Genomic DNA, 17,672 nt, shown 5'->3' on the forward strand with positions numbered 1-17,672 from the left:
GGTCAAGACCATCCAGGACGCCGCGGCGGCGCGGGGCCGGGCCCTGATCGTGCTGACCGGCGGCGGCAACGGCATCGGGCTGCTGCGCTACCTCGCCACCCGTCGTGACCAGGTCGACTGGTCCAAGGTGCACCTGTTCTGGGGCGACGAGCGCTACGTGCCCGAGGACGACGACGAGCGCAACGACAAGCAGGCGCGGGAGGCCCTGCTCGATCACGTCGACATCCCGTCGAGTCAGGTGCACGCGATGCCGTTGCCGCCGCCGGTCAGCACGATCAGGGCCCGGCCCCGCGCCGCCGCGGCGTCCTGGATGGTCTTGACCAGCCGTTCGCCCGCGGCCTCGACGAGGGCGTCGCCGTCCTTGAAAACTTCGACGGTCGGACTCATACGTACTGCACCTTCTTGATCCCCTCCAGCGCTGTTCGGTAGACCTCGTCGGCGTCCAGCCGGCGCAGGTCCTCGGCCAGGCATTCACCGGTTTCCCTGCGCGCCAACGGAACCAGGGCGTCCGGGCGCGCCGTGCGGCTCAGGGTGGCGGTCCTGCCCTCCTGGGGCCGGCTGAGTGTGATGGTCTCGCTTGAGCGTGTCAGCTCGACTTTGAGCTCGCCGACCGCCCGGCGCACCGGACCGTCGATGCGGCTGGCCAGCCAGCCCGCCAGGATGTCGAGCGCGGGCTCGGTCTTGAGGCCGGAAACCACCGCCGACTCGATCGGTTCGTGCGGCGGTTGGTCCACGGCGGAGGTCAGCAGCGCCCGCCAGTAGGTGATGCGCGCCCAGCACAGGTCGGTGTCGCCGGCGCTGTACCCGGGCAGGCGGCTCTTGATCGCCGACAACGGGTCGATGCCGTTGGTGGCGTCGGTGATGCGCCGGATTGCCAACTTGCCCAACGGGTCCTGCGCCGGCTTCTCCGGGGCGATGTCGGGCCACCACGCCACGACGGGGATGTCGGGCAGCAGGAACGGGATGACCACGCTGGCGGCGTGGCCCGACAGCGGACCGGACAGGTTGAGGATCACCACCTCGCTGGCGCCGGTGTCGCCGCCGGAGCGCAGTTGGGCGTCCAGGCGCGGTGCGTCGGCGTACGGGTCACCCCGCATCGTGACGATGATGCGGCTCGGGTGCTCGTGGCTGGCGTCGTTGGCCGCCTTCAGCGATTCCTCCAGCACGTCCTCGCTGTCGGGCGCGATGAGCAGGGTCAGCACCCGCCCCATGGTGACGGCGCCGGCCTTTTCGCGCAGCTCGCTCAGTTTCTTGTTGACCGCGGTGGTGGTCGTATCGGGCAGGTCGACAATCATGGCCGCCGCCATTCCCTGCCCGTGCGGCGCAGCATCTCGAACGCCGATTCCGGGCCCCAGGTGCCGGCCTCGTAGGGGTCGGGCTTGCCGTGCGAAGCCCAGTTCTCGAGGACGGGATCCAGTATCTCCCAGGCCAATTCGACTTCTTCGTTGACCGGGAACAGGGACGGCTCGCCGAGCAGCACGTCGAGGATGAGCTGCTCGTAGGCCTCTGGTGATTCCTCGGCGAACGCCGATCCGTAGGAGAAGTCCATGTTGACGTCGCGGACCTCCATGGCGGTGCCCGGCACCTTGGAGCCGAACCGCAGGGTGGTGCCCTCGTCGGGCTGCACGCGGATGACCATCGCGTTCGCGCCCAGCTCGTCGGTCATGGTGGCGTCGAACGGCAGGTGCGGTGCGCGCTTGAAGATCAGGGCGATCTCGGTCACCCTGCGGCCCAGGCGTTTACCGGTTCGCAGGTAGAACGGCACGCCGGCCCAGCGGCGGGTGTCGACCTCGAGCGTGATCGCGGCGAACGTCTCGGTGGTGGAGTCCTTGGAGAACCCCTCCTCGTCGAGCAGCCCGACGACCTTCTCGCCGCCCTGCCAGCCGGCGGTGTACTGGCCGCGGCTGGTGGTCTCGTCGAGCGGTTCGGCGAGCTGCGTCGCAGAGAGCACCTTGATCTTCTCGGTTTGCAGCGCAGCCGGATTGAAGCTCACCGGCTCCTCCATCGCGGTCAGCGCCAGCAGCTGCATGAGGTGGTTCTGGATGACGTCGCGGGCGGCGCCGATGCCGTCGTAGTAGCCGGCCCGGCCACCCAGCCCGATGTCCTCGGCCATGGTGATCTGCACGTGGTCGACGTAGTGGGCGTTCCAGATCGGGTCGAACAACTGGTTGGCGAACCTCAGCGCCAGGATGTTGCGGACCGTCTCCTTGCCCAGATAGTGGTCGATGCGGAACACCGCCTCCTCCGGGAAGACGGCGTTGACGGTTTTGTTCAGCTCGCGGGCGCTTTCCAGGTCGTGGCCGAACGGCTTTTCGATGACGACCCGGCTCCACCGGTCACCCTGCGGGCGGGCCAGGCCGGACTTGTGCAGCTGCTCGCACACCACCGGGAAGGCGTTCGGTGGGATCGCCAGGTAGAAGGCGTGGTTGCCGCCGGTGCCGCGCTCGGCGTCCAACTTCTCGAGCGTCTCGGCGAGCCGGGCGAACGCCTCGTCGTCATCGAAAGCGCCCGGCACGAAACGGAATCCCTCGGCCAGCCGCTCCCAGTTCTCCTCCCGGAACGGCGTGCGGCAGTGTTCCTTGACGGCCTGGTAGACCACTTTGCGGAAATCCTGCGTCTGCCAATCCCGGCGGGCGAAACCCACCAGTGAGAAGGTCGGCGGCAGCAACCCACGATTGGCCAGGTCGTAGATGGCCGGCATCACCTTCTTGCGGGCCAGGTCGCCGGTGACCCCGAAGATCACCATGCCGCACGGGCCGGCGATCCGGGGCAGTCGCTTGTCCTGCTTGTCCCGCAACGGGTTTCGCCACTGCGTGGCGTCGCGGGAGCCCGCCTTCGAGCCCGCCGGGCTCATTTGCCGAGGGAATCGAGTTGCTTCTGTGTCTCTTCCAACAACTCGGTCCAGGACTCCACGAACTTTTCCACGCCCTCATTTTCCAGCACCACGAAGACGTCGGTCAGGTCGACGCCGACCGCGGCCAGCTTGTCGAACACCTCCTGAGCGGCCGGTGCGGTGCCGCTGACGGTGTCGCCCTTGATTTCACCGTGATCGGCGACGGCGTCGATCGTCTTCTCCGGCATAGTGTTAACCGTGTTCGGCGCGACCAGCTCGGTGACGTAGAGGGTGTCGGAGTAGTCCGGGTTCTTGACCCCCGTCGACGCCCACAGCGGCCGCTGCACGCGAGCCCCGTCGGCCTTGAGCGACTCGTAGCGATCGCCGCCCTTGAAGACCTCTTCGTAGGCGGCGTACGCCAAGCGGGCGTTGGCGACGCCGGCCTTGCCGCGCAGCGCGAGCGCGTCTTCGGAGCCGATCTTTTCCAGCCGCTTGTCGACCTCGGTGTCCACCCGGGAGACGAAGAACGATGCCACCGAATGGATCTTGGACAGGTCGTGCCCGGCCTCGCGGGCCTTCTCCAGCCCGGCCAGGTAGGCGTCCATCACCTGGCGGTGCCGCTCGACGGAGAAGATCAGCGTGACGTTGACCGAAATCCCTTCCGCTAGAACGGAAGTGATGGCGGGAATGCCGGCCTTGGTCGCGGGGATCTTGATGAACAAGTTGGGCCGGTCGACGATCTTCCACAGCTCGACGGCCTGCGCGGTGGTCTTGTCGGTCTCGGCCGCGAGTCGCGGGTCGACCTCGATGGACACCCGGCCGTCGACGCCGTCGGAGGCCTCCCACTGCGGCCGCAGCACGTCGCACGCGTTGCGGACGTCGTCGGTGGTGACCGTGCGAATGGTGGCGTCCACGTCGGCACCGCGTTCCGCCAACTCGGAGATCTGCTCGTCGTAGGTGTCGCTGTCGGCGAGCGCCTTCTGGAAGATCGAGGGGTTGGTGGTCACGCCGACAACGCTTTTGGTGTCGATCAGCTCTTGCAGGTTGCCCGACTGCAGCCGCTCGCGCGACAAGTCATCCAGCCAAACGGACACCCCGGCTGCGCTCAGCGCCGCGAGGTTGGGGTTCTGACTGGCCATGTGAATCACCCTTTCTCAGTTATCGACTACCTGCTCCGCGGCCGCCGCGACGGCTTCGGCGGTAAAGCCGAACTCACGGAACAAAGTCTTGTAATCGGCGGATTCGCCGTAGTGCTCGATCGACACGATGCGACCGGTGTCGCCGACGAGCTTGTGCCAGGACTGCGCGATCCCCGCCTCGACGGCCACCCGCGCCGACACCGAAGGGGGCAGCACGCTGTCGCGGTACTCCTCGGGCTGCGACTCGAACCACTCGACGCACGGCATGGACACCACCCGCGCCACGATGTCCCTGTCCGCCAGCAGGTTTCGCGCCTCGACGGCGAGCTGGACCTCGGAGCCCGTGGCGATCAGCACGACGTCCGGCTCGTCGCCGCCGTCATCACCCAGGATGTAGCCGCCGCGGCCGACACCCTCGAAGTCGGTGCCCTCCAGGACCGGCACACCCTGGCGGGTCAGGATCAGGCCGACCGGGCCGCTGCCGTTGCCGCGGGCGAGGATCGTGCGCCAGGCGTAGGCGGTCTCGTTGGCGTCGGCCGGGCGCACCACCGACAGGTGGGGGATGGCGCGCAGCGCGGCCAGGTGCTCGATCGGCTGGTGCGTCGGGCCGTCCTCGCCCAGCCCGATCGAATCGTGCGTCCATACGTAGATGGTGTCGATGTCCATCAGCGACGCCAGGCGCACGGCCGGGCGCATGTAGTCGGAGAACTGCAGGAACGTGCCGCCGTAGGCCCGAGTCGGGCCGTGCAGGACGATGCCGGACAGGATGGCGCCCATCGCGTGTTCGCGAACGCCGAAGTGCAGCGTGCGACCGTACCAGTCGGCGGTGTAGTCCTTCGTCGAAATCGACGGGGGCCCAAACGATTTGACGTTGTCCATGGTGGTGTTGTTGCTGCCCGCCAGGTCGGCCGAACCGCCCCACAGCTCGGGCAGTTTCGGTCCCACCGCGTTGAGCACCTTGCCGGACGCCGCGCGGGTGGCCAACGGCTTGTCCTCCGGGGTCCAGGTCGGGACGTCCGCGTCCCAGCCCTCGGGCAGCTGCTCGGCGGTCAACCGGTCGAGCAGGGCCTTGCGTTCGGGTTCGCGCTGCGCCCAGGCGTCGAACTCCGCCTGCCACTTCTCGTGCGCTTCCTTGCCGCGGTCCACCAGCTTGCGGGTGTGGGTGATGACCTCGTCGCGCACCTCGAAGTTCTTGTCCGGGTCGAAGCCCAGGATCTTCTTGACGGCCGCGACCTCTTCGTCGCCGAGGGCGGCGCCGTGCGCCTTTCCGGTGTTCATCAGCTTGGGCGCCGGGTAGCCGATGATGGTGCGCAGCTCGATGAACGACGGCCGGTCGGTGACGGCCTTGGCGTTGGCGATGGCCTCCTCGATGCCGACGACGTTCTCGCCGCCCTCCACCCGCTGCACGTGCCAGCCGTAGGCCTCGTAACGCGCGGCGGTGTCCTCGCACAGCGCGATGTTGGTGTCGTCCTCGATGGAGATCTGATTGTGGTCGTAGAACACGATCAGGTTGCCCAGCTGCTGCACGGCCGCCAGCGACGACGCCTCGGACGTCACGCCCTCCTCGATGTCCCCATCGGAGGCGATGACAAAGATGAAGTGGTCGAACGGGCTGGTGCCCGGCTCGGCGTCCGGGTCGAACAGGCCGCGCTCGTAGCGCGACGCCATCGCCATCCCGACCGAGGACGCCAGGCCCTGACCGAGCGGGCCGGTGGTGATCTCAACGCCTTTGGTGTGCCGGAACTCCGGGTGCCCGGGCGTCTTGGATCCCCACGTGCGCAACGACTCGATGTCCGACAGCTCCAGGCCGAACCCGCCCAGGTACAGCTGCAGGTACAGGGTGAGGCTGCTGTGCCCGGCCGACAGGACGAACCGGTCACGACCCAGCCAGTAGGTGTCGCTGGGATCGTGGCGCATCGTGCGCTGAAACAGGGTGTAGGCCAGCGGGGCCAGGCTCATCGCCGTTCCGGGATGGCCGTTGCCGACTTTTTGGACCGCGTCGGCGGCCAGCACCCGGATCGTGTCGACCGCAGCCGAATCGATCTCGGTCCAGTCGTCGGGGAGGTGCGGTTGAGTCAGCGTGGAGATCTCTTCGAGTGTCGTCACAGCCTCAGTCCTTGGGTCATCAAGCTGATATTGCCTACCCTAATGCGGGAGTGCCGGCTCCTGCAGCGCAGAGTTCTCTAGTACCCAACGCCGGCCGCTGTGAAAATACGCTCCGGTCGCCTGGGCTTTGCAATCTGTTCGGAATTCTCGGAAGAATCCCTTTCGGACCCTCCGGGCAGGCGGCCGCCGGCACGCGGTCTACCATCGTGCGTAGTAGATGCTGCGCGCTGCTGCGACCCCAAGGAGTTATTGCGTGAGCGTTCGCGGGCGCGTCGCGCCGAGTCGAGAGGCACCGGGCCGGGTACAAGGCACGGTCCTGGCGTACCTGGCGCTCACCAAGCCGCGGGTCATCGAGTTGCTGCTCGTCACCGCGATCCCAGCGATGCTGCTCGCCCACCGCGGCACCGTGAACCCGCTGCTGATCCTCAACACGCTGATCGGCGGGATGCTGGCCGCCGGCGGCGCCAACACGCTCAACTGCGTGGCCGACGCCGACATCGACAAGGTAATGAAGCGCACCGCGCGCAGGCCGTTGGCGCGCGCCGCGGTGCCGACGCGAAACGCCCTGGTCTTGGGGCTGGTGCTCAGCGTGGGCTCGTTCTTCTGGCTCTGGTGGACGACCAACCTGCTGTCCGGGCTGCTGGCCGTAGCCACCATCGCGTTCTACGTGTTCGTCTACACGCTGTTGCTCAAGCGCCGCACGTCGCAAAACGTCGTGTGGGGCGGGGCGGCGGGCTGCATGCCGGTGATGATCGGCTGGTCCGCGGTCACCGGCACCATCTCCTGGCCGGCATTGGTGATGTTCGCGATCATCTTCTTCTGGACGCCGCCGCACACCTGGGCCTTGGCGATGCGGTACAAGGACGACTACAAGGCGGCCGGCGTCCCGATGCTGCCCGCAGTGGCGACCGAACGTCAGGTCACCAAGCAGATCCTGATCTACACCTGGCTGACCGTGCTCGCGACGCTGGCGCTGGCGCTGGCCACCGGCTGGCTCTACGCGGCGGTCGCCCTGCTGGCCGGAGTGTGGTTCCTGGCGATGGCGCATCAGCTGTACGCCGGCGTGCGCGCCGGCGAGCCGGTCAAGCCGCTGCGGCTGTTCCTGCAATCGAACAACTACCTGGCGGTGGTGTTCTGCGCGCTGGCGGTCGACTCGGTGATCGCGCTGCCGACGCTGCTGTAGTACCGGTCACAGCCGTCTCTCCGCGAGGCCGCACCCTGTGTGCCCGCCTCACAGCGACAACCTTTGTGGTGGAAGAGGTGTCGCTGCGAGGCGGGCAAAACGTCGACCCCTTCCCTTTTGGGGCCGCTGTGAAAGGTGCGCCGAACCGTTACGGCAGCAGCACAATCGAGCCCGTCGTCTTGCGGCTCTGTAAGTCCTCGTGTGCGCGCGCCGCTTCGGCGAGCGGATAGCGTCCGCCGACCTCGATGGTGATGCCGCCGCCGGCGATCGCGTCGAATAGTTCGCCTGCGCGCCAATGGAATTCGTCGCCGGTGCGGATGAAGTGCGCCAGCGACGGGCGGGTCAAGAACACCGACCCGGCGGCGTTGAGGCGCTGCGGGTCGAACGGTGGAACGGGCCCGCTGGCGGCGCCGAACAGCGCAAGTGTGCCCCGGACGGCCAGGCTGGCCAGGCTGGCGTCGAAGGTGGTCGCGCCGACGCCGTCGTACACCGCGGCCACCCCGTCGCCGCCCGTCAATTCGCGGATCTTCTGGCCGAATTCGTCCGGGTTATCGGGATAGGAGAGCACCTCGGCGGCGCCGGCCTCCTTGGAGATCCGCTCCTTCTCCGGCGTGGAGACGGTGGTGATGACCCGCGCCCCCAGCAGCGTGGCCCATTGGGTCAGGATCAGCCCGACCCCGCCGGCGCCCGCGTGCACCAGCACGGTGTCCCCGCTTTTGACCGGATACACCGATGTCAGCAGGTAATGCGCGGTCAGGCCCTTCAGCATCACCGAGGCGGCCACCTCGGACGTCACGCCATCGGGCACCTTGGCGGTCAAAGCCGCTGGGGCGGTGGCGAATTCTGCGTAAGCGCCCGACGCCGCGGCGGTGCCCACCCGGTCGCCCTCGCTGAAACCGTCGACCCCGTCGCCCGTGGCGACGACGGTGCCGGCGGTCTCCTGGCCGAGGAGGAACGGCACCTCGCGCGGGTACTGGCCGGAGCGGAAATAGGTGTCGATGTAGTTGACGCCGATGGCCTCGGCCTTGATCAAGAGTTCGCCGGGGCCGGGCGTGGGCTCGGGGACGTCGACATAGCGCAGGACTTCGGGACCACCGGTTTCGCTGACTTCGATTGCGTGCATGTGGATATCATGCCCGGGCATGAAGTTGGCCCGCCCGGACGTCTTCCATCCGCGCATCGTGCTGGCGGGTGATCCCCGGCACTCCGACGATGCGGGGCTGGTGCCGGCGCTGCGAACCCGCGGGCTGCACGCGCGCTGGTTGTCCTGGGACGACCCGCAGACCGTCGGCGCCGACCTGGTGGTCCTGCGTCGCGCCCCCGGCCCACGCGATGACTTCCTGGCCTGGATCCGCCGGGTACGCCACCTGCTCAACCCGCCCGACGCGATCGCGTGGAACCTCGGCGAGCGGTACCTGCGCGACCTCGAGGACGACGGGGTACCGGTGCTGCCGGGCGCGACGGCACGGTCGGCGTTGGTCTTCATCGGCGGGCAGCGGTCGCACGCCTGGCCGGTCGAGCCGGAGTTGGAGGCGTGGGACCTCGGATACGCCGCCATCGCGTCGGCCGCGCAACGCGCCGGAATCGACTCGCGCGAGCTGCTTTACGCGCGCGCCGACCTGGCGGGGGACCGGCTGGTGGGGCTCGACCTGGTGGCGCCGTCGCTGGGCTGGTCGCAGCTTGACGCCGACACCCGGGGGCGGGCCCAGCGCGAGTTCGCCCTCGCCGTGGAGTCAGCCTGCGAGCGGCTGGGGCTCGGTCCGTTGTCGCAACCGGGTTCGCATTGAGGCCCATAGCGCCGCCGTCGCCGCCGTGCAGGCGGCCGCGCCCGCCACGTGCACCGCGACCAGGGCGGCGGGCACCCCGGTGTAGTACTGGGCGGCGCCGACCGCGGCCTGGGCGCACACCAGGGCGACCAGCACGCCCAGCCGCAGCCGGATGGCCCGGCCGGCGCCCACCGCCAGCAGCCCGAAGCCGAGCCCGACCAGCAGCGCCAGGTAGGAGACCAGCAGCGACGAATGCGCGTGCACCAGCGTGGGGATGTCGACCTTCAGCCGGGGCACGGTGCGGTTGGGGCTGCGGTCGCCGGCGTGCGGGCCGGCGGCGGTCACCAGCGTGCCGGTGACCAGCACCGCCGCCAGGTTCACCGCGCTCAGCGCGGTCAGCGCGCGCAGCGGCCGGGCCACCGTGTAGTGGACCGTGCCGTTATCGGGCTCGCCCACCTTGACGTAGAGCAGCACCGACAGCCACACCATCGTCATCGACGTCAGCAGGTGCACGGCGACGGTCCACCACAGCAGCCCGGTGCGCACGGTGATGCCGCCGATCACCGCCTGCACCACCGTCGACACCGGCATCAGCCACGCGTAGACCAGGACCTCGGTGCGCCGGCGCGCGCGGGTCACGGCCAGCACGGCCAGCGCCGCCGTGATCACCACGGCGAAGGTGATCATCCGGTTGCCGAACTCGACGGCCTGGTGGATCCGTGGCACCTCGGCCACGGCGACCGGGGTGAAGCTGCCGGGAAAGCACTGCGGCCAGGTGGGGCAGCCCAGCCCCGAGGCGGTGACGCGCACGATCGCGCCGGTGACCGCGATGCCGCCCTGGGTCAGGATGACGAGCGCGGCGACGACGCGCTGGGCGCGCAGGCTGGGGTCGGGGAGCAGGTCCACCAACCGCCGCAGCGTTCGTCGTAGCACCGCCCGATGGTAAGCCAAGAAAAACTACGGCCTGTAGTACGGGCCCGGCGACCTCAGCGCGATGCCGTCAGGTGAAGCGGAACCACCGCCGGGCGGCCAGCGCGGCCAGCGCTCCCCATACCGCCAGGACGACGATCCCGAACCAGTCCACCGACAGCGTCATCGCCTGGGAGAGCGCCTCGGTGAGCGCGCCCGACGGGGTGAGCCGGGAAAGCCATTTCACCACCGGCGGGATCATCCTGGTTTCCAGAGTGAGCGCACCCAGGCCGGCGAAGACGAACCACATCAGGTTGGCCACCGCCAGCACGATCTCGGCGCGCAGCGTCCCGCCGAGCAACAGCCCGAGCGCCGCGAATCCGGCGGTGCCCAGCGCGATGACCGCCGCGCCCAACAGCAACGCCGCGGGTGCGGGTCGCCAGCCGAGCGTAAAACCGATGGCGCCCAACAGGATTGCCTGCAGGAACACCACCGTGACCACCGCCAGCGATTTCCCGGCGATGATGCCCCACACCGGCAGCGGGGTGGCCCCGAGCCGTTTCAGCGCGCCGTAGCGGCGATCGAACGCGACGGCGATCGCCTGCCCGGTGAAGGCGGTCGAGATGACGGCGAGGGCCATGATCACCGGGACGAACGTGGCCGCGCGGTTGCGGCCGAAGTCGCCGAAGGGCAGCAGGGTCAGCCCGACCAGCAGCGTGATCGGGATGAACATGGTCAGCAGCAATTGCTCGCCGTTGCGCAGCAGCAGCTTGAGCTCCAGCCCGAACTGCGCCGCGAGCATCCGCGGCACGGGGCTGGGCCGTGGGTCGGGTTTGAAGGTCCCCGCGGGGAAGGTGTTCGACTGGGTCCCCGGATGAGTCACGGCCGTAGCTTCCTGCCGGTGAGGTCGAGGAAGACGTCCTCGAGGCTGCGTTGCTCAACGCGCATGTCGGTGGCCAGCACGTCGATCTGCGCGCACCACGCCGTGACGGTCGCCAGCACCTGCGGGTCGACCGGGCCCTCGACCAGGTACTCGCCCGGCGTCACCTCGGTGGCCTTGTAGTCCTCCGGCAGCGCGGACGCCAGCAGGGACAGGTCGAGGCGCGGCGGCGCGGTGAAGCGCAGCTGGTCCTTGGCGCCCGCGCGCATCAGTTCCATCGGCGTGCCCGAGGCCACCGTCACCCCGTGGTCGATGATCACCAGCCGATCGGCGAGTTCCTCGGCCTCCTTGAGCTGGTGCGTGGTCAGCAGCACGGTCACGCCGTCGCGGCGCAGCGCGTCGATGAGCTCCCAGACCAGCAGCCGGGCGTGGGCGTCCATGCCGGCGGTGGGCTCGTCGAGGAACACCAGCTCGGGCCGGCCGACCAGCGCACAGGCGAGGGCCAGCCGTTGCTGCTGCCCGCCGGAGAGCCGCCGGTAGGTGGTGCGGGCGGCGTCGGTGAGGCCGAGGGTGTCCAGCAGCCACGCCGGGTCCAGCGGGTCGGCGGAGTAGGCGGCCACCAGGTTGAGCATTTCGCCTGCCCGCGCCGCGGGGTAGCCGCCGCCGCCCTGCAGCATCACCCCGATCCGTGCGCGCAGGCGTGCGTTGTCGGCGATGGGGTCCAGGCCTAGCACCCGGATCGTGCCGGCGTCGGGACGCGCGAAGCCCTCGCACATCTCGACCGTCGTGGTCTTACCGGCGCCGTTGGGCCCGAGCAGGGCCAGCACCTCGGCGGCGTGCACCTCCAGATCGAGGTTGGAGACGGCCGTGGTGGACCCGTATTGCTTGGTGACCCCGCGCAGCCGCACGACAGTGTCGGGCGTTTCGGGGAGCGGGCTCACGTGGAATCAGCGTAGGCGTCGGGCGCCGCCTCGGAGCGAGTGGCAGTCTTCGGGGGCTCGGCGGGCACCGTGACAGCCGTCTGGCCGTTGGTTTCCGGGCCCCTCGGCTGCAGTTGGCGCCACGGCAGACGGGTGTAGGTCAACGCAATGAGCACCGCCACGATCAGGCTGCTGGCCAGCGTGGCGTCCACGATCTGGAAGAGGGCGAAGCGGTCACCGTTGGCCGTCGGACCGAAGATGCCGACGACGAGGGTGATGACGATCACCGCCACCCGGAAGCCCGGGCGTGTGGCCCACGCGGCCAGCGGGATGATGGCCCACAGCAGATACCAGGGCTGCACCACCGGGAACAGCAACACGCAGATGCCCAGCGCGACACCCAGGCCGCCGATCGGGTGCAGCCGGCCGCGGAAGACGGCCACCAGCAACCAGGCCACCAACACCGTGATGATCAGCACGCCGATGCCACGGGTCAGCCCCAGCACGGCGGTGGTGTGATCGCCGAGGCCCAGCAGGATCCCCACCTGCCCGGTGCCCAGCGCCAGCAGCGTCGGTGGCGACATCCAGCTGCGCACCACGTTGGCGGTCCCCAGCGTGTAGATCCAGCCGAATCCCAGCCCGCTGGCCCAGCCGACCAGGGCCATCACCGCCACCGCCAGCGCCGCCATCCCACCGCCCGCCAGCAACAGGGCGCGCAGGTTGCCGCCGCAGCGGTAGGCCAGAGCCATCGTGACGAACCCCAGCGCCAGCAGCGACGGCAGCTTCACCTGCGAGGACAGGGCGATCAGGACCGCGCCCGCGAGCAGCATGGCCAACGGCTCCCAGCTCGGGCCCGGCCGCCACGAGGTGGGCAGCAGTCGCGGAGCGTCGATGCCGCGCAGCGCGAACTCGGCGCCCGCCAGCATCAGCCCGAGCATCAGCGCCTCGTTGTGGACGCCGGCGACCAGGTGCATGATCAGCAGCGGATTGGCGGCCCCCAGCCACAGCGCGCTCACCTCGGCGACGCCGCAGCGCCTGGCCAGCCGCGGGGTGGCCCACACGATCAAGCCGACCCCGATCAGCACCACGAGCCGGTGGCACAGCACCGCGGCGACGATGTTCTCCCCGGTCAGCGCCGAGATGCCCCGTCCGATCCACAGGAACAACGGGCCGTACGGCGCGGGCGTCTCGCGCCACAGCGTGGGCACCGACAGCGTGAACACGTGGCCGAGGCCCAGCCCGGACGCCGGACCCACCTTGTAGGGGTCGAGGCCCTCCAGCGAGATCTGGCTCTGGGCCAGGTACGAGTAGACGTCCTTGCTGTACATCGGCGGCGCGATCAGCAGCGGCAGCGTCCACAGCAGCAGGGTGCGGTCCAGGTCCCCGCGCGACATTTTCCGGTTGCCCAGCGCAAACCGTCCCAGCATCAGCCACGCCAGCGCCATCATGACCGCGCCAGTCGTCGTCATCGTCAGCGAGACCGTCTGGATGCGCGACGGCAGGTTGAGCAGCCGTACCCCGAACGTCGGGTCCTGCACGACGGGTCGCGCCCCGGCACCCAGCGCGCCGATCGCCATCAGGACGGTGCCGGTGGCGCCGAACAGGCGGGTGCGCTGCAGCGCGGTGAGCTCGGTATCGTTCAGCGGCGAACCCACCGCTTGCTCGTCGCCGTGCAGGCTGGCGATCGACGAGCTCAGCGTGTGGTGGCGGGCTGCCATCAGAGCAGCGTAGCGGCACGCCCTTGTGACCAGCGCAACGCGCAGACAGGGGACCCTTGGTGGACCGATCCCCGGAATTGCGTCACACTGGTGTTGTGAAAATCCGAACCAGCCTCGATGAGGCGCCCGTGGCTCCCGTCGGCGCCGCGGTGCCGGACGGTCACACCCGCCGCGCCATCGTGCGCCTGCTGCTGGAATCCGGATCGATCACGGCCGTCGAGATCGGGGATCGGCTCGGGCTGACGCCCGCCGGCGTGCGGCGGCACCTCGACGCGCTGATCGAGGCGGGCGACGCTGAGTCGGTGGCCGCCGAGCCATGGCGGCAGGTGGGCCGCGGGCGCCCCGCCAAGCGCTTCCGGCTGACCGGGGCCGGCCGGGCCAAGCTCGACCACGCCTACGACGACCTGGCCGCGGCGGCCATGCGCCAGCTGCGGGAGATCGGCGGCGAGGACGCCGTCCGCACCTTCGCCCGGCGGCGCATCGACGCGATCCTGGCCGGGGTCGAGGCGGCCGACAGCGGCGACGACGCCGAGGTCGAGGCGGCGGCCGAGCGGGTCGCCGGCGCGCTGACCAAGGCCGGTTACGTCGCGACCACGACGCGGGTGGGCGGGCCGATCCACGGCGTGCAGATCTGCCAGCACCACTGCCCGGTGTCGCACGTCGCCGAGGAATTCCCCGAGTTGTGTGAAGCCGAGCAGCAGGCCATGGCCGAGGTGCTCGGAACCCACGTGCAGCGGTTGGCGACCATCGTCAACGGAAACTGCGCCTGCACCACCCACGTGCCCCTGACCCCGGCGGCCAGCCCGCCGCCCGACACCACCAGCATCGAAGGAGCGTCGTTATGACCCTTGAGGCCGACAGGGCCCCTGCCCAGCCGCTGACCCAGGAGGAGGCGATCGCCTCGCTGGGGCGGTACGGCTACGGCTGGGCGGACTCCGACGTCGCGGGCGCCAGCGCGCAGCGCGGACTGTCCGAGGCGGTGGTGCGCGACATCTCGGCGAAGAAGAACGAGCCCGAGTGGATGCTGCAGACCCGGCTCAAGGCGCTGCGCATCTTCGAGCGCAAGCCCATGCCGAACTGGGGCTCGGACCTCGGGGGCATCGACTTCGACAACATCAAATACTTCGTGCGCTCCACCGAGAAGCAGGCCGCGACGTGGGATGACCTCCCCGAGGACATCCGCAACACCTACGACCGGCTGGGCATCCCTGAGGCGGAGAAGCAGCGGCTGGTGGCGGGCGTCGCGGCGCAGTACGAGTCCGAGGTGGTGTACCACCAGATCCGGGAAGACCTTGAGGCGCAAGGGGTTATCTTCCTCGACACCGACACGGGCCTGCGCGAGCATCCTGAGGTCTTCAAGGAGTACTTCGGCACCGTGATCCCGGCGGGGGACAACAAGTTCTCCGCGCTGAACACCGCGGTGTGGAGCGGCGGCTCGTTCATCTACGTGCCGCCGGGCGTGCACGTCGACATCCCGCTGCAGGCCTACTTCCGGATCAACACCGAGAACATGGGCCAGTTCGAACGCACGCTGATCATCGTCGACGAGAATGCTTACGTCCACTACATCGAGGGCTGTACCGCTCCGATCTACAAGTCGGATTCGCTGCACTCCGCGGTGGTGGAGATCATCGTAAAGCCGGGTGGCCGTTGCCGTTACACGACGATCCAGAACTGGTCGGGCAACGTCTACAACCTGGTCACCAAGCGGGCCCGCGCCGAGGCCGGCGCCACCATGGAGTGGGTCGACGGCAACATCGGCTCGAAGGTGACGATGAAGTACCCGGCGGTCTGGATGACCGGCGAGCACGCCAAAGGCGAGGTGCTGTCGGTGGCGTTCGCCGGCGAGGACCAGCACCAGGACACCGGCGCCAAGATGCTGCACCTGGCGCCCAACACCTCGAGCAACATCGTGTCCAAGTCGGTGGCCCGCGGCGGCGGCCGCACCTCCTACCGCGGCCTGGTGCAGGTGAACAAGGGCGCGCACGGGTCGCGCTCGAGCGTGAAATGCGATGCGCTGCTGGTCGATACGATCAGCCGCAGCGACACCTACCCCTACGTCGACATCCGCGAGGATGACGTCACCATGGGCCACGAGGCCACGGTGTCGAAGGTCAGCGAAAACCAGCTGTTCTACCTGATGAGCCGCGGGCTGACCGAGGACGAGGCGATGGCGATGGTGGTGCGCGGCTTCGTCGAGCCGATCGCCAAAGAGCTGCCGATGGAGTACGCGCTGGAGCTCAACCGGCTGATCGAGCTGCAGATGGAGGGCGCGGTCGGATGACCGCTACTGCTCTGAATAAAGGCGAGCTCTTCGCGTCCTTCGACGTTGACGCCTTCGAGGTTCCGCACGGCCGCGACGAGCTGTGGCGGTTCACCCCGCTGCGGCGGCTGCGTGGCCTGCACGACGGTTCTGCAAAGGCCACGGGCCGCGCCGGGATGACCGTCGGCGAGCGGCCCGGCGTGCAGGTCGAGACCGTCCGCCGCGGCGACGAGCGGCTCGGCGAGGGCGGTGCCCCCGCCGATCGCGTTGCCGCCCAGGCGTTCTCGTCCTTCAACTCCGCGACCGTCGTCACCGTCGGCCGGGACACCCGGATTGCCGAGCCGATCAACATCACCGTCACCGGCCCCGGCGAAGGCGCCGTGGCCTACGGGCACCTGCAGGTCCGCGTCGAAGAGCTCGGCGAGGCGGTGGTGGTCATCGACCAGCGCGGCGGCGGAACTTACGCCGACAACCTCGAATTGGTCGTCGACGACGCCGCCCGGCTGACGGTCGTGTGGATCGCCGACTGGGCCGACGACATGGTGCACCTGAGCGCGCACCACGCCAGGCTGGGCAAGGACTCGGTGCTGCGGCACGTCACCGTCACGCTGGGCGGTGAGGTGGTGCGGATGTCGGCCAATATGCGATTTTCCGGTCCCGGTGGGGACGCCGAGTTGCTGGGCTTGTACTTCGCCGACGACGGCCAGCACCTCGAGTCGCGACTGCTGGTGGACCACGCGCGGCCCGACTGCAAGTCGAACGTGCTGTACAAGGGTGCGCTGCAAGGAGATCCGGATTCCGCGCTGCCCGACGCGCACACGGTCTGGGTGGGCGACGTGCTGATCCGCGCCGAAGCCACCGGTACCGACACCTTCGAGGTGAACCGCAACCTGGTGCTCACCGACGGCGCGCGCGCCGACTCGGTGCCCAACCTCGAAATCGAGACCGGCGAGATCGCCGGCGCCGGACACGCCAGCGCCACCGGGCGTTTCGACGACGAGCAACTGTTCTACCTGCGTTCGCGCGGCATCCCGGAGGATCAGGCCCGCCGCCTGGTGGTCCGCGGGTTCTTCGGGGAGATCATCTCGAAGATCGCGGTGCCCGAGATACGCGAACGCCTGACCGCAGCCATCGAACACGAACTGGCCATTACGGAGAAAACAACCACATCATGACGACCCTGGAAATCAAAGACCTGCACGTCAGCGTCGACGACCCCAACGCCGCCGAGGGCGAGCGCGAGATCCCCATCCTCAAGGGCGTGGACCTGACGGTGAAATCCGGTGAGACGCATGCGCTCATGGGTCCCAACGGGTCCGGCAAGTCGACGCTGTCCTACGCGATCGCCGGTCACCCCAAGTACCGCGTCACCTCCGGGTCGATCACGCTGGACGGCGAGGACGTGCTGGCGATGAGCGTCGACGAGCGCGCGCGTGCCGGGATATTCCTCGCGATGCAGTACCCCGTCGAGGTGCCCGGCGTGTCGGTGTCGAACTTCCTGCGCTCGGCGGCGACGGCCATCCGAGGCGAGGCCCCGAAGCTGCGCCACTGGGTCAAAGAGGTCAAGGGGGCGATGACGTCCCTCGAGATCGACCCCGTCTTCGCCGAACGCAGCGTCAACGAGGGTTTCTCCGGCGGCGAGAAGAAGCGCCACGAGATCCTGCAGCTGGAGCTGCTCAAGCCCAAGATCGCGATCCTCGACGAGACCGACTCCGGGCTGGACGTCGACGCGCTGCGGGTGGTCAGCGACGGCGTGAACCGCTACGCCGAAACCGAGCACGGCGGAATCCTGTTGATCACGCACTACACCCGCATCCTGCGCTACATCCACCCGGAGTACGTGCACGTGTTCGTGGGCGGCCGCATCGCCGAGTCCGGCGGTCCGGAGCTGGCCGACGAGCTCGAGCAGAACGGGTATGTGCGCTTCTCCCAAGCGGCGGCCACCGGGGCCTGAG

At 69.1% G+C, this 17,672-nt stretch carries 15 protein-coding genes and 2 pseudogenes; 7 read left to right on the forward strand and 10 right to left on the reverse strand.

Annotation, left to right across the window (positions count from 1 at the left end):
* Positions 1–250: pseudogene (locus tag A5706_RS32235) on the forward strand (6-phosphogluconolactonase); the annotation flags it as partial.
* Here A5706_RS32235 and A5706_RS34270 read toward each other — a convergent pair.
* The 5 genes and pseudogenes from A5706_RS34270 to tkt form a co-directional block, all read right to left on the reverse strand.
* Positions 247–387 (reverse strand): annotated as a pseudogene (locus A5706_RS34270) (6-phosphogluconolactonase); the annotation flags it as partial. The pseudogenes A5706_RS32235 and A5706_RS34270 sit on opposite strands and share 4 nt — an antisense overlap.
* Positions 384–1,295 carry a glucose-6-phosphate dehydrogenase assembly protein OpcA gene (gene opcA / locus A5706_RS12980; protein WP_068131184.1) on the reverse strand — a complete coding sequence of 304 codons (912 nt, stop codon included), beginning with the start codon at positions 1,293–1,295 and terminating at the stop codon, positions 384–386. The pseudogene A5706_RS34270 and the gene opcA, both read right to left, overlap by 4 nt.
* Positions 1,292–2,854 (reverse strand): glucose-6-phosphate dehydrogenase, encoded by a 1,563-nt coding sequence (gene zwf / locus A5706_RS12985; RefSeq protein WP_068131130.1) that lies wholly within the window; start codon positions 2,852–2,854, stop codon positions 1,292–1,294. Before zwf ends, opcA begins: the two co-directional genes overlap by 4 nt.
* Positions 2,851–3,972 (reverse strand): transaldolase, encoded by a 1,122-nt coding sequence (gene tal, locus A5706_RS12990; protein WP_068131133.1) that lies wholly within the window; start codon positions 3,970–3,972, stop codon positions 2,851–2,853. The genes zwf and tal overlap by 4 nt, the downstream gene beginning before the upstream one ends.
* A gap of 15 nt (positions 3,973–3,987) precedes the next feature.
* A complete protein-coding gene (tkt, locus tag A5706_RS12995; protein ID WP_068131135.1) occupies positions 3,988–6,078 on the reverse strand; it encodes a transketolase in 2,091 nt (696 codons plus the stop codon).
* A gap of 253 nt (positions 6,079–6,331) precedes the next feature.
* Between tkt and A5706_RS13000 the strand changes: the two genes are divergently transcribed.
* Positions 6,332–7,261: a heme o synthase gene (locus A5706_RS13000; protein WP_068100659.1), complete on the forward strand. Its 930-nt coding sequence runs from the start codon at positions 6,332–6,334 to the stop codon at positions 7,259–7,261.
* Between the two features lie 148 nt (positions 7,262–7,409).
* On the opposite strand, the gene A5706_RS13005 is transcribed toward A5706_RS13000, so the two are convergent.
* The gene (locus tag A5706_RS13005) at positions 7,410–8,384 is read right to left on the reverse strand and encodes a quinone oxidoreductase (protein ID WP_068131138.1); all 975 of its coding nucleotides are present in this window, start codon (positions 8,382–8,384) and stop codon (positions 7,410–7,412) included.
* A 19-nt stretch (positions 8,385–8,403) separates the two neighbouring features.
* Between A5706_RS13005 and A5706_RS13010 the strand changes: the two genes are divergently transcribed.
* On the forward strand, positions 8,404–9,048 hold the full coding sequence (locus tag A5706_RS13010) for a hypothetical protein (protein WP_068131141.1): 645 nt from the start codon (positions 8,404–8,406) through the stop codon (positions 9,046–9,048).
* Here the strand turns inward: A5706_RS13010 and A5706_RS13015 are convergent.
* The 4 genes from A5706_RS13015 to mptB form a co-directional block, all read right to left on the reverse strand.
* Positions 8,995–9,960 (reverse strand): heme A synthase, encoded by a 966-nt coding sequence (locus tag A5706_RS13015; protein ID WP_068131145.1) that lies wholly within the window; start codon positions 9,958–9,960, stop codon positions 8,995–8,997. The genes A5706_RS13010 and A5706_RS13015 overlap by 54 nt on opposite strands.
* Positions 9,961–10,027: 67 nt before the next feature.
* On the reverse strand, positions 10,028–10,738 hold the full coding sequence (locus A5706_RS13020) for an ABC transporter permease (RefSeq protein WP_231985261.1): 711 nt from the start codon (positions 10,736–10,738) through the stop codon (positions 10,028–10,030).
* A gap of 77 nt (positions 10,739–10,815) precedes the next feature.
* Positions 10,816–11,757 (reverse strand): ABC transporter ATP-binding protein, encoded by a 942-nt coding sequence (locus tag A5706_RS13025; RefSeq protein ID WP_156767094.1) that lies wholly within the window; start codon positions 11,755–11,757, stop codon positions 10,816–10,818.
* The gene (gene mptB / locus A5706_RS13030) at positions 11,754–13,454 is read right to left on the reverse strand and encodes a polyprenol phosphomannose-dependent alpha 1,6 mannosyltransferase MptB (RefSeq protein ID WP_068131151.1); all 1,701 of its coding nucleotides are present in this window, start codon (positions 13,452–13,454) and stop codon (positions 11,754–11,756) included. Before mptB ends, A5706_RS13025 begins: the two co-directional genes overlap by 4 nt.
* A 56-nt stretch (positions 13,455–13,510) precedes the next feature.
* On the opposite strand from mptB, the gene A5706_RS13035 reads away from it, so the two are divergent.
* The 4 genes from A5706_RS13035 to sufC are packed head-to-tail and all read left to right on the forward strand — an operon-like array spanning position 13,511 to position 17,671.
* The gene (locus tag A5706_RS13035) at positions 13,511–14,299 is read left to right on the forward strand and encodes a metalloregulator ArsR/SmtB family transcription factor (RefSeq protein ID WP_082964338.1); all 789 of its coding nucleotides are present in this window, start codon (positions 13,511–13,513) and stop codon (positions 14,297–14,299) included.
* The gene (sufB, locus tag A5706_RS13040; RefSeq protein WP_068131155.1) at positions 14,296–15,738 is read left to right on the forward strand and encodes a Fe-S cluster assembly protein SufB; all 1,443 of its coding nucleotides are present in this window, start codon (positions 14,296–14,298) and stop codon (positions 15,736–15,738) included. Before A5706_RS13035 ends, sufB begins: the two co-directional genes overlap by 4 nt.
* Positions 15,735–16,892, forward strand: coding sequence for a Fe-S cluster assembly protein SufD (gene sufD / locus A5706_RS13045; RefSeq protein ID WP_068131158.1), 1,158 nt, complete (start codon positions 15,735–15,737; stop codon positions 16,890–16,892). The genes sufB and sufD overlap by 4 nt, the downstream gene beginning before the upstream one ends.
* Complete coding sequence (gene sufC / locus A5706_RS13050) at positions 16,889–17,671, forward strand: Fe-S cluster assembly ATPase SufC (protein WP_067148242.1); 783 nt, start codon at positions 16,889–16,891, stop codon at positions 17,669–17,671. Before sufD ends, sufC begins: the two co-directional genes overlap by 4 nt.
* Position 17,672 lies beyond the last annotated feature (1 nt).

It is taken from the genome of Mycobacterium sp. E796 (assembly GCF_001672815.1).
Classification (GTDB): Bacteria; Actinomycetota; Actinomycetes; order Mycobacteriales; family Mycobacteriaceae; genus Mycobacterium.

Bases quoted from the DNA above. Each gene is read 5' to 3' on its own strand.
- opcA (WP_068131184.1), bottom strand. From the start codon at position 1,295: ATGATTGTCGACCTGCCCGATACGACCACCACCGCGGTCAACAAGAAA.
- zwf (WP_068131130.1), bottom strand. From the start codon at position 2,854: ATGAGCCCGGCGGGCTCGAAGGCGGGCTCCCGCGACGCCACGCAGTGG.
- tal (WP_068131133.1), bottom strand. From the start codon at position 3,972: ATGGCCAGTCAGAACCCCAACCTCGCGGCGCTGAGCGCAGCCGGGGTG.
- A5706_RS13005 (WP_068131138.1), bottom strand. From the start codon at position 8,384: ATGCACGCAATCGAAGTCAGCGAAACCGGTGGTCCCGAAGTCCTGCGC.
- A5706_RS13010 (WP_068131141.1), top strand. From the start codon at position 8,404: ATGAAGTTGGCCCGCCCGGACGTCTTCCATCCGCGCATCGTGCTGGCG.
- A5706_RS13020 (WP_231985261.1), bottom strand. From the start codon at position 10,738: ATGCTCGCGGCGCAGTTCGGGCTGGAGCTCAAGCTGCTGCTGCGCAAC.
- mptB (WP_068131151.1), bottom strand. From the start codon at position 13,454: ATGGCAGCCCGCCACCACACGCTGAGCTCGTCGATCGCCAGCCTGCAC.
- sufB (WP_068131155.1), top strand. From the start codon at position 14,296: ATGACCCTTGAGGCCGACAGGGCCCCTGCCCAGCCGCTGACCCAGGAG.
- sufD (WP_068131158.1), top strand. From the start codon at position 15,735: ATGACCGCTACTGCTCTGAATAAAGGCGAGCTCTTCGCGTCCTTCGAC.
- sufC (WP_067148242.1), top strand. From the start codon at position 16,889: ATGACGACCCTGGAAATCAAAGACCTGCACGTCAGCGTCGACGACCCC.